Origin of the sequence: Bradyrhizobium sp. 141 (genome assembly GCF_023074055.1) — a bacterium.
Classification (GTDB): domain Bacteria; phylum Pseudomonadota; class Alphaproteobacteria; order Rhizobiales; family Xanthobacteraceae; genus Bradyrhizobium.
In genome coordinates, this window is the sequence record NZ_JADPKR010000062.1 from 13582 (window position 1) to 26045 (window position 12464).

Below are 12464 nucleotides of genomic sequence, written 5' to 3' on the forward strand. Positions count from 1 at the left end.
GCAGAGAGTAGGAGAATAACATCGGCTTTAATTGGCATTGCGCATGAGCATGCATCCCGGGCAATCGAGGGCAGACGCTTGCGTTGGCGCTCTCCAAGGCGATTGCTTGAACCATCGGACCAGCCGAGCCACTGCATAGAGCGCCGCGAATGCGATAAAATTGATTGCAGCCACGGCGAACTCCGAGCCTCCCGCAAGTTCTGCGAGGGTCGCGCCGAAGCGGGCCAGTACAACGCTGGCAAGAAAAGTGGCGAGGGATTGCTGGCCGATCAGAGTGACCATCCGGCCCACTCCCTTGCCGAGCTTTGTCCGCCAAGGGTCAATAAGGCTAACCACAACATACGCTAGTGCCAAGAAGTGTAAGATGCGGAGAGGATGAAGATCCGTCTTCTCTTGAGAGTTAAGCAAGAGATCGCGCACATTGTCCAACTCGGGCCACCGTTCGAGAATGACCCAAAAAGACAAGGGAACGGATGCGGCGACAAAGATCGCGCATGCAAGGAAGAGCTTTGGTTCTGCAAGGCGCGGTACCGCAAGCCACTCCATCTTAATGGCGAAGCCGATAAAAAAGATCGCTTGCCACGCGAACGGATTGAGGAACCATCCGCTCCCGGTCCAAGGGTTACCCGGGAGGTTCAGCCCCGTTGACCACACAGCCGCATACAACAAGAAGCTAATGGCAAATGGCAGCAGCGGATGGATGCGGCGTGCCCCGATCATGACCGGCACCATTGCTAGGATCGCGATATACATCGGCAGGATGTCGAGAAGATCAGGTTGCCAGGTCAGCGTTACGATGCCAAGGAGCGCCCGTCCCGGCTCCGTCAAAAGCGGACCGAATTGGGCGCGCAGAATGTCGAGACCGAAGATCGCATCGGAGGCCGCCGCGAGCGTAATCAACGCAAGGACGAGGCATAGCTCGGCCCAATAGACTTGCCAAATGCGATGGATGATGCGCGCTGTGCCGATTGACATGCCGCTCCGCATAAACGTTCCACCGAACGCAATCGCGCTAGCAAAGCCTGAACAGAACACGAATAGCTCGGCGCCCGACGAAAAACCGAAACGGGCTGGAATGAAGCCGTTCCAGCTGTTGCCCGGCATATGAGCGAGGAAGATGATGAACATCGTGATGCCACGGAAGAAATCGAGCCGCTCATCCCTTGAGCGCGTCTGCAGCACGCGCAGCTTGCTGTCATCCACCGCTGGCGGTGAAGCGACTGGCGTGGCGGTAAACTGGACTCTTCTGTCAGACATCTCACGCTCCCTCTGGGTGAGGGGCGTTTGCGAGCGTCAGCTTAAGGCAGGCTTAAGGCCAGTTCCCGAAGTCGTTGAACCGTGGCGAGTACGGAGACGTGGAGCTGCGCGACGGGCGTTCAGGACGTTATCGGCTTAGAGAATCGCCGTGCGGGCGAAAGCTCCTTGCAATCCCTTTACGAAGGCACCAGGGGATGTTCAAGGCAGTTAAAGGCGATCGCCTATGGAGATCTCAGTGAATGACGGGCGGAGCTACTGGTAGGAGCACGGCGCACGAAACGTTACCGAGCTCCGAGCAACTTTCCCATATGCGCGCCGAACAGGCGAACGGGGTCGACCGCGGCAGGACGTATTTAATCATGAAGGCAGCAAACGTGTTTGCTGCCTCCGGGACTACGAGACCCTTCCGGCCGAGGCATCGAGGCCGATTCGGGCAACTTCTTCGGTATTCATCTGGCGGACACTCGATAAATTATAGCCCGCATTCTGTGATCCTTCGATCTTCATGCCACCAGGAGCCAGAACGATCACATCTTACGCCCGCGGGTTTCAATTCGGCATGCAAGACCGTGCCCAGCGATGTGACGCATTTCCTTCCATCGTTGACTTGAAACGGCGTGCAGAAAGTCGCTTGTGGCCTTTCATCTCTCATCTGGGGCCGCAAATTCACGACATCTGGCTCGCCGCGGGGCTGATCATCGTGCTGTCGCGGTCGCAGCCGGGGAAGCCGGCACACCGATGGCCACCCACTTATTCAAATCCGTTTGGGATTGCCGCTTGATATAGCGGTAACCAGTCTCGTACCAGGGAACGACAGCCGTGATTTCATTGTCGAGCACGAACTCGCCTTTGTCCGTTGTCACCGTCAAGACGGCGTGTCCCTCATCGTTCTTGTCGCGGACCACGGTGACGAGCAGAGACTCTTGCGGCCACCCCGCATCGATCAGAATCTTCCGCTTCTGAAGAACATAGTCCTCGCAGTCGCCATAGCCGTCTGATGGATAGGACCACTTTTCGATGGCGCCCCAATGGTCGCTATCGGTGATTGGCTTGACCGTGTCGTTGACGTATTTGTTTACGCGTCCGAGGTCTGCCCACACCTTTTGCGTCATGACGATGTCGCGCGCCGACGTTGTCTTCGGCGCGCAATCGGACGGGTTATCCGCACAAAACTGCACCCAACCCATCGGGGACGAAACGACAGAGCCAATCGCGACGCGACGGCTCGCCTCATCGGCATTGGCGGCTACGATCAGGAAAAGGAATGCGATGCTCGTGATCAGGATATTGGCGGTCTTGTAGACCATGATGCTCTCCTCGGCGTCTTGAGAGCATGAATGGCACAGAGGCTTTGAGAGGCTGATACGTTATTGCCTCAAATTTGAGCTATTGCCGGCGACGGCCGAGAGTGCGGCCTGCATTCGGTCTACGCCCACCGCGCCGACAATGACCTGGTCGCCGATTACAAACGCAGGTGTTCCGTTCACCCCGAGGGCTTCAGCCGTTACGAAGTTCTCGCGCAAAATGGCGTCAATGTCGGGATCCTTCAAATCGTGCCTGAGCTTCGTGGTGTCGATGCCCATGCCCGCTGCGGCTGAAAGCGCTAGATCGCCAGTCATTGATCCTTTGGCTTTCATTAAGGATGCGTAGTAGCGGCCTCGCAGCGCGAGGTCGTTGGTTTCGCGGGCCACAGCGAGCGCCAACCGGCTGGTATCGGTCGAGTCTTTCCCCAGAATTGGGAATTCACGAAGAACTACGCGCAGGTCAGGATTGGTGTCGACCAACCTCTGGATGTCGCCGACCGAATTGCGACAGAACGGGCAGTTGTAATCGAAGAAGGCAACCAGACTTACCTTTCCGTTTGGATTGCCGATGATTGTGCTCCCCCGTGAGGACAGCAGCTGCTCCCTGTACTTCGCAAGCACTCTTGCTTGATCGGCTTTCTGAAGCTGTTCGGATCGTCTCTCCAGCTCCAAACTAGCATCCCGCAGGACTTCCGGGTTTTGAAGCAGATACTCTTTGACGACTTCGCCGACGGCCTGTCGTTGCTCGGGACTTAAGGGCAAAGTCAGCTGTTCCGAATGGGCAGACGCACTCAGAAGCGCCAACGTGGCAAATAACATGATCGAAAGCGCTGTCCGCGGAATGATCGCCCGCACCTTGAGCCCAGGTTCTGTCGCTCGACTATTCATGTCACTCCATGTCCTTGCGGATGGGCTTGCAGGCGGCTCATACCGCAACCGGCGAATGAGCGCACGAAGCCGGGCCACCATTTCATGGAAATCGAAGGGCTTTACGAGGCAAGCGTCTACGCCCGCCTCGAACCAGCGAACCCGTTCCTCGGCGCCATCGACCGTGGTCAAGAGGAGAATCGGAATGCGATCGCCGGCTGCCCTGCAGTCAGCAAGAAATCCTGCGCCTGATGCATCGAAGCGCATCCAATCCAGGACGATTGCATCGTAGTTCGAGGTGATGAGATACGTCTTTGGATCCAGACCGATCTGAACCTCGTCGACCTTAAACCCCAGACGGCTCAATCCGGACGTGAGGCCCGCGCGCGACGAAGGGCCGTCTCCTACAAGGAGGATACGCATGAGAAAGGCTCCTGTTCTCCCTTCCCTCAATTGCGAAGCTTAACGCAAACTTAAGCCAGTAACTTTCTCAGGTCTCACGACTGACCGCCCGTCCCACACGAGAAGTGTTGGAGATCGCCGAGGATTTCGGTTGCATGGCGCCAATCGTGGGGCGGCTCTCAGATCAGTTGTTCAACGCTTTTTTAACATAGTTCGTTAGGCGCAGCCGCCCCTGCGGCAACCGGAGTAGGCCAGCCGATCGATCAATCCTCGTAAGCGCCTGCGCGATAAAGCGCAGCAAGCGCTTTCAGGGCCCGATGAAGGCTTACCCGTACCGCTCCTTCCGACATACGTAAACGAGCGGCCGTATCACGAATGCTTTGGCCATTGATCGAGATCGACTGAACGATCTCGCTTTGCGACGTCTTAAGCTGCCCGATCATTACTTCGATTGCACGAGTCGAGATATCGTTTTTTGGCTCTTCGGTCCTCAACACATTTGTGACCTCCTCGATCGGCACGTTCAAGCGTCCGCCGCGGCGTCGGAACGCATCGATGATCTTGTTTCGGATTATGGCGTGGATCCAAGGCCCGATCGATCGTGACGGATCCCAGGTACCGCGTTTGAGGTGAATGGCCAGCAACACTTCCTGCACGATATCCTCGGCTTCTTCGTCGGCGGCAGCCATGCCGGTGTTGCGCTTGCGGGCCACGGCGCGGATATAGGGCGTCACCGAAAGGAGGAGTTGGCGGTAAGCGTCAGCGTCGCCTGCCAATGCCGCGCGCATCAACTTCGTCCATTCGGCATCCCGGGACGATGCGGTCATTCAACCTCTCTAAGTTGGCGCTTCTCGCTGCTCGGCCTCGCCGTACGATGCTCGAGACATTTCGTCCCCCGCGGGACATTCCGGCACGGTGAGAACCGAAAGCGCTCGATTCTAGAGCACTTGCTATATAAATGTGATTGGCCGAGCTTCGCAATGCATGCCCCAATTGGGCCGCCGGCTCTTGGGGGCGCTTCGCACCGCCGATGAGCTTGTGGCCCGCGGTCGAGGCCGCAAGGACAGGATCGGTGAAGTCGCGAGCTCAGTTGGGTTCAGTTCAACGGGCGATCCGGACGCTCAGACCCAAAAAGTTCGTCATCGAGAAAGGGAACCACGCGGACCTCTTGCGTCATCGAGCATGGCCAAAACAGGGCGCAAGAGGCCTTCGAGCAAGGCACGTTCGGGGCGAACGCGCGCCAGCACGCGGATGCCGAGTAGGATACCGAGCAGCGACTTCGAAAGATCTGACGCGGAATGAGCGCGCGTGACGACACCATCTTTTTGGCCCTTGCTCACACAACGCAAGAAGAAGGCTTCGACCTCATCCAAAAAGATCGCAACGATACTGAGGAAACCTGGATCAAAGGGGGCGCTTTCGATGGCTGAGTTCACCAACATGCACCCGCGACGTTGCTTATCGCTGAGCGAACGCTTGATGATTTCCTTGAAAAAGACCTCGATGGCTTCTCGCGGGGGCATAGCCGGCTCGATGCGGCGGATGCGCTCTCGAAACGTCTGATCCAGATATCGATTCAGCGCCTTTGCGTACAAACCACGCTTGTCGCCAAAGGCGTTGTAGAGGCTTGCTCCCGCGATTTGCATTTCATCGGCCAGATCGCGAACGGATGTAGCCTCGTAGCCGCGCAACCAGAAGCGTTCGATCGCTGCATCAAGAACGGCACCCTCATCAAATTCCCGCGGCCGTGCCATCTACCGTCCGTTCTCCTCGTCAAGATTGCCGATCCGGTGGACGTCATCCCTTACCATCGGATGCATGACATTGACAATCATGCCGGCTGTCTGGCGTCAGTATTTTGTTTACCTGCTGGCCAATCTAGATCGATCGTTCTATAACAACCGCCCTCAGCCGAGGCAAAAAGGGCCTCCCACGTCTGCTCAAAAGGAGCATTTTGTGACCCTCTTCGCTCGAAATCCGCTACCAGACGCCGCTCGCGCGCAATGGCCGTATACCCCGCGCTTCACATCCGTAAATGGCTGGCGCATGCATTATGTGGATGAAGGACAAGGGGATCCGATAGTCCTTTTACATGGCAATCCGACATGGGGCTTTCTCTATCGCGACATGATCAGACCGTTGGTGCGTTCGGGGCGGCGCGTCATCGTCCCCGACATGATTGGCTTTGGCTTGTCCGAAAAGCCGACTACGGAGCACGCGCATTCGCTTGACGGACATGCCGCCAATCTGACCGCATTGATGCGGCAGCTCGACCTTACCAGGATCGCACTTGTATGCCACGATTGGGGAGGTCCGACCGGGCTATCGTTCGCGATGAGCAATCCAGGCCGGGTCCGGGCTCTGACCATCATGAGCACATGGGCCTGGCCGCTCCCTCCCGCCGAATTTCACACGCGTATCTTTCCGTGGCGCATGATGCATGCGCCCCTTGTTGGCCCCTACCTCTTGGGCAAGCATCGAGCGTTGGCGGGGCGAGGCGTCTATCTTTCCGTCGTGGACCGCGAGAAGTTCGCACGCACTGCGCAGGCCGCCTATGAAGAGGCCCTACCCGATTCAATGTCGCGCCTTCTAACCTGGGTATGGCCGCGTTGGATTCCATTGGACGAAACTGCTCGGGCGCTGGAGCGCTTTCAATGGCTCGAGCGCGAATTGTCACAGTCCAAGCTGCCGACCCTGATCATCTGGGGACGCGAGGACGAAGTTTTCGACGCAGCCACTTTTTCCAAGCGATTCAAGCAACTACTCCCGCACGCTGAAGGCCCACTTCTGGTCACGGGGCGTCACTTTCTGCAGGAGGATTCTGGTCCAGAAATCGCTGACCTGATCAAACACTTCCTTAATCGTCTCGATACGAAGGAAAACTCGCAGTGACTGATGTCAACGTTGTCGAGAAGCCGGATCTGCGCGGGAAACGCCTGTCATTTGCGCTGGCCGAAGATCGCGTGGGGCACTATCCGGAGTTTCGCGAGTTCTTCGCCCGGACATTCGATCTGGATCGCCGGGGCCTGACGGAGCCAGGATTTCTTCGCGCTCCCTCCGGGCTTACCTACGCCCTGATCTTCATTGGACGCAGTGGCGAGGCCTTTCCTTCCGGTGTCGAGCTGCATGCGATCGTGGATGCGCTCGAGCCCATCGCGGAGGAAACCCTGGATCGCGACCTATGGGCGATCCTTCGCTGGATGATTGGGGGCGTCGGCAATCCTTGGACGGTCGAGGACTTCGATCGCACCGGGCGCCTGTACCGCTTACCGGGGGCGCCCGCCGCCTGAGGCAGTCAGGAGGGCCCAAGAGGGCCGAGATAATCGCTCTTTCCTACATCCACGCCGTTGTGGCGCAATGTCGTGCGCGGTCGTGAAATGGAGGGCCTCGCCGTGAAGTGCAACGAACCCGCATTCTAATGAAGATCTGGCTGAAGTGGTAGCTCGCCGTTCTGAATGACGTCTATCTCGCATTCTCATAGGTGCCGGCCCGAACCAGCGTCGCATCTCGGCTTGATTGATTTTAGATCATGTGATCTAAAATCAATCCATGAGTTCGCATCCCTTGTTTGAGCAGGCGGCCGTACAGGCGGACAAACGCCGGATCGCGCGCGGAGTGATGTGGGCGGGGCTCGCGGTCGCGATCTTGTCGGGATGGTTTGTCGTAACGCGCCTCGGCTTGCGCCACGAAATGCGGATTTGGGACGTTGTCGCGCTGCGTTTTGGCGAGGGAGCGCTGTTCCTCACACCGGTTTTGCTCGTCGGACCCACGCGCTTGCCACCCCGTGCCTGGCTGCAAGGAGCTCTGCTCGCCCTGCTTTGGGGCGCCCCATTCATTCTGTTGGTCGCTATTGGCCTTCAGTTAACAACCGCTTCGCTGACGTCAACGGTGACGCCAACGTTGATGCCGGTATTTGCCGGCTTGATCGGCTGGGCGCTGATTGGAGAGACGCCGTCGGTACGGGGGCTGGCGGGCTACGCCTTGATCGTATGCGGCCTGTTTGCGCTCGTTTATGGCCACGCGGTTCGCATTGGCCCGATTGACGCCGGCGGGACCACCGCGCTCGTCGGCGCGGCCTTCTTGTGGGCACTCTATACGCTGCGCCTACGCCAAACATCGCTTAAGCCGCTCCAAGCAGCAGCGTTGATTTGCTTTTGGTCGGCGGCCATCTACCTCCCCGTCTACGCTGGCCTCGACCTTTCGAACCTCGCGAAAGCGTCCGCCGCCGAGTTGGCGTTCCAATCGCTTTATCAAGGCATCTTCATGAGCGTGGTTGCCATCTATGCTTTCAACCGCGCCGTAGCCTCACTCGGAACTCGTGCGGCCTCCGCCATCATTGCGCTTGTACCCGTTACGTCGACCGCATTGGCCATTCCCGTTCTTGGCGAATGGCCTCCGCTGATATCCGCCGGCGCCATCTGTGTGATCGCGCTTGGCGTGATCTTCGCCGCCGGCGTCGGCGCTTCCACCTCGCTGAAAGGAGAAAACTATGATCCGCTTCTATTACCACCCCACGCCAAACCCGGCCAAAATTGCACTGATGCTTGAGGAAACCGGGCTGGCTTATGAGTTTTGCCCGATCGATACCAGCAAGGGCGAGCAGCATACGGCCGCATTCCGTACCATCAATCCGAACGGCAAGGTGCCTGCAATTGTCGATACCGATGGGGCCAGCGGCAAGGAAACGAGGGTCTTCGATTCCAGCGCCATACTGCTGTATCTCGCGGAAAAGACGGGGCAGCTGCTCGGCGCACCGGAGGATAGGGGCGAACTGTTGTCGTGGCTCTTCTTTATCGCCACCGGCGTCGGGCCGTTCTCCGGCCAAGCGGTTCATTTTCAACACGCCGCTCCCGAAAAGCTGGACTACGCCATTAACCGCTATCGCCGCGAAGTCGAGCGACACTACGAAGTGCTCGACACGCATCTGAAGGACCGCGAATTCATCGTCGGCAACAGCTTCTCCATAGCGGATATTTCCGCTTGGGGATGGCTGGACCGGGCACCCCGAATTTTGCCAGGAGATGACGCGCCGCTGGCACCTTTCCCAAACCTCTCGCGCTGGTTCAAAGCCATTGACGCTCGGCCGGCTGTTGCGAACGCGCGCGCCATCGGTAGAGGGCATGCCTTCAAAAAGGAAATGGATGAAGAGACGCGCCGCGCGTTGTTTCCGTCCAATTACCCAAAAGCGGCTCGTAAGCAGGCATAACACAAACCGTGGGAGAGAACATGGATCTGCAAGGAAAACGGGTGCTCGTCACCGGAGGCTCCAGCGGCATTGGCTACGCCATTGCTGAAGCGATGCTCAAACGGGGCGCGCGCGTCGTCATCACGGGCCGCCGGCCGGGTGCTCTTCACGAAGCCGCCGGAAAACTTCGGGAGTTTGGTGCTGTAGAGACCGTGGCGGCGGATGTCGGCACGGAAGAGGGACGCAAGGTCACGCTGGCATCTGCGCTCAAGGCGCTGGGCGGTCTCGACATCCTCGTCAACAACGCAGGCGGGGTACGAGCCGGCCGCCTTGAGGACACGAGCGAAGCGGAAATACGCGCCATGATCGAAGTCGATCTTGTCGCGCCGATCCTGTTGACCCGGGCTGCCCTTCCGGCCCTCCGCTTGGGCGGAGATAGCCTTGTCGTCAACATTACGTCTGGTATCGCCCTGGTTGCAGCCCCTTTCTACGCCACTTATGCCGGGGTGAAAGCAGGGCTCGCCAAATTTGGTGAATCCCTCCGTCGAGAGCTGAAAGGCGAAGGCGTGCATGTTATGACGGTTTATCCTGGCGCAACTGACACCCCAATGATGCGATCGTCGCGGGCGGGTCCTGAGCTTGGGTTCGTCAGGGAGCCACCAGGTGCTGTGTCGGATGCGGTCATGGATGGCGTCGATAAGCTCGCCTTCGAAGTCGTTCGTGGCGGTGAAGCGCGCGCCAAAATGATTGCGTTGAACCGAGAGGACCCGGCTGCTCTCGACAAACGTTTCCTCGACCTCAAACCAGCTTTGGCGGAAGCGGTGCGGGACCATTCCGCGCTTTAGCTTACCGAAGTACGAAATGCGCGGACCTCAGTGACGGCAGGGTGAGAGCAACACATGCTGAAGATCTGGGGCCGCACCAATTCGATGAATGTCCAAAAAGTGCTCCGGTGCTGCGGAGAACTTGACCTCGAGTACGACAGGAATGACGCGGGTAACGAATTTGGCGTGACGGGGAGCCCGAGCTATCGGGCCCTCAATCCCCACGGGCTTGTCTCCACGATCGAGGAGGGCGACTTTTATTTTTGGGAATCCAACGTGGTTGTCCGCTACCTCGCCCACAAAGACGAGAAAGGACGCCTCTGTCCGTTTGATATCCATGCGCGGTTCGATGCAGAAAGGTGGATGGATTGGCAGGCGACGGTGTTCTGGCCCGCGCTCCGCCCATTGTTCATCCAGCTTATTCGGACGCCCCTCGAACACCGCGACACAGCCGTAATTGCTCGGGCCGAGCAACTTTCCTTTGCAGCCGTCCAGATTCTCGATACGCATCTGGCAGGCCGTCGGTTTTTAACGGGCGGCGACTTTACCGTGGGCAACATACCCGCCGCTGTCGCGGTCCATCGATGGTATGAGCTGGAAACGCACCATCCCGAGCTGCCGAACGTACGGCGATGGTATGAGATTCTGCGTCAGCGGAGACCGTTCCGGCAGGCAGTCATGATCCCACTCAGCTGATGGAGCCAATTCTCCTAGGTTATGAAGCAATCGACATGGGCCTCACCGTCAACTTTCACGACGACATGATCATCAGGTTTGACCGGATATAGGCCCAGTGGCGTACCGGTCAGCACGAGATCGCCGGATGCAAGGGCCCGATCTTGAAGGCTCAGACTACTTCTCAGCCACGCGACGGATTCTTCCGGCCCCCCGGGGAAAGGCCACAAAGCGCCGGAATCTACAGTACGTCCATTGATATCCACCGACAGCTTACGAGCATCAACCCAGCGTGAGTTCGGTGTCTCGGTAAGATGATGCGGGACAACGACCCCGGCATTTATACCGTTGTTCGCGACAAGCTCGGCAAGCGTCTTCCGGGCGGCCCGGAAGACGAAATTGTGTAATTCGATGACAGGAAACGCTGCAGCAACCGCACCGCCGGCGCCGATGCGAATGGCCATCTCACCCTCGATCGCAAGGTTGACATGGTCTTCATACCGGATCTCGGCTCCCGACGCCCGGAGCTCACTCCTGAACAGCAAGGCGCGGATCGGTCCGGCCATGCCAAACTGCTCGACGACACCAGCGCCGATACAGCCGACCTTATAGCCTGCGATAGCATCTCCTGCTGCGCAACGAAGGCGTGCCACTTCCGCTTGAACGCCATAAGCTTCCGAAAGCGTTAGGGCTAATCCTGGCTCGGCAAAGGCAATGCCCGGTCGGCCGCTTCGGTAGTCGCGCCACTGTCGTTCGGCAAGCGACTTAAGCCGCGAATCTGCATCCATTCTACGTTCCGGGTGCCGCTCAGGTAAGCCGATATCTCGCGACGGCTTCCCTATCCCAAGCCAAACCGTTGCCAGGACGGTCCGGAACCACAGCCATGCCGTCCTTGATCAGAAGCGGTTCCTGCAAAATTGGGTTCGCCCAGTCGACATATTCAAGCCAATGATAGCTTGGCGTCGCCGCCATCAGGTGCACGCTAACCTCTGGGAAGAGATGCGAGGAGACTGACCGATTATAGGCAGCTGCGAGACCTACCGCGCGCTGCCAGCCTGTCACGCCACCAATGCGATCAAGATCCAGCATGACGTAATCGGAAGCACCCGCCTCCAATGCAGCCGCCATAGGTGGGAGGCCGGTGAAGTTTTCTCCAATCTGGATTGGAGTAACCGCCGCTTGGGCGATTTGCGCCATGCGACGGTAATCGTCATGCCTCGTCGGCTCCTCGATCCAATAAATGCCCTCTTGATCCAGAGCCAGCGCGTAATGCATAGCATCAGAGAAGGTCAGCGCTTGATTGAAATCCACCATAAGACGAACCCCATCTGGCAACCTCTTTCGAACGGCGCGAACGGTCGCAAGGTCGTGCGCGAAGTGGCTGCGGCCTAGGCGCAGCTTTACGCCTTTAAAGCCACCTTCAAGGAGTGCTTCCGCTTCATCGGCCGCCGCCTCGGGCGACATCAGGCCGAGCCCGTTGCTGTTGTAAGCGGGTACTGAGGCGGGTGCGGCGCCGAGATAGGCGGCAAGCGGCATGTTTGCCGCCTTTGCCAAAGCATCCCAAACAGCCGCGTCGATCGACGAAGCGACCATCGTGATAGGACCGGCGACGCCTGGAAGGCGGAAATATCGACCAATTGTTCGGGTCATGTCTATAGGGTGCAGAGGCTGCCCCGCGAGCTGTTCGTTGAGTTCTGCGATGATCGGCACCAAAGACCGCGCGATCGACGGCTGATAGCAGAACGCATAGGCGTGGCCGGCAATGCCGTCATGGGTAGTGACATCGACGAGCAGCAAGTTGGCCTCGTCAATGCTCTTGGCACTGGTCCCAAGAGGCCGCCGCATGGGCAACCTGACCGCGGTCGCTGACAACGAGCGAAGCCGTTGCGGTTCAAATGCAGTCAACGGCCCTCTCCGACGTCACGGGAATATTTTTAACCATTCGTTCTA

The 12464-nt window shown here is 58.4% G+C and carries 13 protein-coding genes; 6 read left to right on the plus strand and 7 right to left on the minus strand.

Annotation, left to right across the window (positions count from 1 at the left end):
- Positions 1–27 precede the first annotated feature (27 nt).
- The 5 genes from IVA81_RS17580 to IVA81_RS17600 all read right to left on the minus strand — a co-directional run bounded on the left by IVA81_RS17580 (position 28) and on the right by IVA81_RS17600 (position 5584).
- Complete coding sequence (locus IVA81_RS17580) at positions 28–1257, minus strand: OpgC domain-containing protein (protein ID WP_247320266.1); 1230 nt, start codon at positions 1255–1257, stop codon at positions 28–30.
- Between the two features lie 695 nt (positions 1258–1952).
- Complete coding sequence (locus tag IVA81_RS17585; protein WP_247320267.1) at positions 1953–2564, minus strand: transglutaminase-like cysteine peptidase; 612 nt, start codon at positions 2562–2564, stop codon at positions 1953–1955.
- Positions 2565–2624: 60 nt separating this feature from the next.
- Entirely contained in the window at positions 2625–3851 is a 1227-nt protein-coding gene (locus tag IVA81_RS17590; RefSeq protein WP_247320269.1) for a DsbA family protein, read from the minus strand.
- Between the two features lie 242 nt (positions 3852–4093).
- On the minus strand, positions 4094–4657 hold the full coding sequence (locus IVA81_RS17595) for a sigma-70 family RNA polymerase sigma factor (protein WP_247320271.1): 564 nt from the start codon (positions 4655–4657) through the stop codon (positions 4094–4096).
- A gap of 312 nt (positions 4658–4969) precedes the next feature.
- Positions 4970–5584: a TetR/AcrR family transcriptional regulator gene (locus tag IVA81_RS17600; RefSeq protein WP_247320273.1), complete on the minus strand. Its 615-nt coding sequence runs from the start codon at positions 5582–5584 to the stop codon at positions 4970–4972.
- Positions 5585–5648: 64 nt separating this feature from the next.
- Between IVA81_RS17600 and IVA81_RS17605 the strand changes: the two genes are divergently transcribed.
- The 6 genes from IVA81_RS17605 (at position 5649) to IVA81_RS17630 (ending at position 10535) form a co-directional block, all read left to right on the plus strand.
- On the plus strand, positions 5649–6722 hold the full coding sequence (locus IVA81_RS17605) for an alpha/beta fold hydrolase (RefSeq protein WP_247320275.1): 1074 nt from the start codon (positions 5649–5651) through the stop codon (positions 6720–6722).
- Positions 6719–7120, plus strand: a complete 402-nt coding sequence (locus tag IVA81_RS17610; RefSeq protein ID WP_247320277.1) for a hypothetical protein — start codon at positions 6719–6721, stop codon at positions 7118–7120. The genes IVA81_RS17605 and IVA81_RS17610 overlap by 4 nt, the downstream gene beginning before the upstream one ends.
- 259 nt (positions 7121–7379) lie before the next feature.
- Positions 7380–8378 (plus strand): DMT family transporter, encoded by a 999-nt coding sequence (locus IVA81_RS17615; protein WP_247320279.1) that lies wholly within the window; start codon positions 7380–7382, stop codon positions 8376–8378.
- On the plus strand, positions 8320–9036 hold the full coding sequence (locus IVA81_RS17620; protein ID WP_247320282.1) for a glutathione S-transferase C-terminal domain-containing protein: 717 nt from the start codon (positions 8320–8322) through the stop codon (positions 9034–9036). Before IVA81_RS17615 ends, IVA81_RS17620 begins: the two co-directional genes overlap by 59 nt.
- A 20-nt stretch (positions 9037–9056) precedes the next feature.
- The gene (locus tag IVA81_RS17625) at positions 9057–9860 is read left to right on the plus strand and encodes an SDR family oxidoreductase (protein ID WP_247320284.1); all 804 of its coding nucleotides are present in this window, start codon (positions 9057–9059) and stop codon (positions 9858–9860) included.
- Between the two features lie 54 nt (positions 9861–9914).
- Entirely contained in the window at positions 9915–10535 is a 621-nt protein-coding gene (locus tag IVA81_RS17630) for a glutathione S-transferase (protein WP_247320286.1), read from the plus strand.
- A 14-nt stretch (positions 10536–10549) separates the two neighbouring features.
- On the opposite strand, the gene IVA81_RS17635 is transcribed toward IVA81_RS17630, so the two are convergent.
- Both IVA81_RS17635 and IVA81_RS17640 read right to left on the minus strand, forming a co-directional pair.
- Entirely contained in the window at positions 10550–11302 is a 753-nt protein-coding gene (locus tag IVA81_RS17635) for a fumarylacetoacetate hydrolase family protein (RefSeq protein WP_247320288.1), read from the minus strand.
- 19 nt (positions 11303–11321) lie between these two features.
- Positions 11322–12359: an enolase C-terminal domain-like protein gene (locus IVA81_RS17640; RefSeq protein WP_256469347.1), complete on the minus strand. Its 1038-nt coding sequence runs from the start codon at positions 12357–12359 to the stop codon at positions 11322–11324.
- Between the last annotated feature and the right edge of the window lie 105 nt (positions 12360–12464).

Coding starts and splice junctions, on each gene's coding strand:
- IVA81_RS17605 (WP_247320275.1), top strand. CDS start 5,649: ATGACATTGACAATCATGCCGGCTGTCTGGCGTCAGTATTTTGTTTAC.
- IVA81_RS17590 (WP_247320269.1), bottom strand. CDS start 3,851: ATGCGTATCCTCCTTGTAGGAGACGGCCCTTCGTCGCGCGCGGGCCTC.
- IVA81_RS17615 (WP_247320279.1), top strand. CDS start 7,380: ATGAGTTCGCATCCCTTGTTTGAGCAGGCGGCCGTACAGGCGGACAAA.
- IVA81_RS17635 (WP_247320288.1), bottom strand. CDS start 11,302: ATGGATGCAGATTCGCGGCTTAAGTCGCTTGCCGAACGACAGTGGCGC.
- IVA81_RS17630 (WP_247320286.1), top strand. CDS start 9,915: ATGCTGAAGATCTGGGGCCGCACCAATTCGATGAATGTCCAAAAAGTG.
- IVA81_RS17620 (WP_247320282.1), top strand. CDS start 8,320: ATGATCCGCTTCTATTACCACCCCACGCCAAACCCGGCCAAAATTGCA.
- IVA81_RS17600 (WP_247320273.1), bottom strand. CDS start 5,584: ATGGCACGGCCGCGGGAATTTGATGAGGGTGCCGTTCTTGATGCAGCG.
- IVA81_RS17640 (WP_256469347.1), bottom strand. CDS start 12,359: ATGCGGCGGCCTCTTGGGACCAGTGCCAAGAGCATTGACGAGGCCAAC.
- IVA81_RS17625 (WP_247320284.1), top strand. CDS start 9,057: ATGGATCTGCAAGGAAAACGGGTGCTCGTCACCGGAGGCTCCAGCGGC.
- IVA81_RS17580 (WP_247320266.1), bottom strand. CDS start 1,257: ATGTCTGACAGAAGAGTCCAGTTTACCGCCACGCCAGTCGCTTCACCG.
- IVA81_RS17595 (WP_247320271.1), bottom strand. CDS start 4,657: ATGACCGCATCGTCCCGGGATGCCGAATGGACGAAGTTGATGCGCGCG.
- IVA81_RS17585 (WP_247320267.1), bottom strand. CDS start 2,564: ATGGTCTACAAGACCGCCAATATCCTGATCACGAGCATCGCATTCCTT.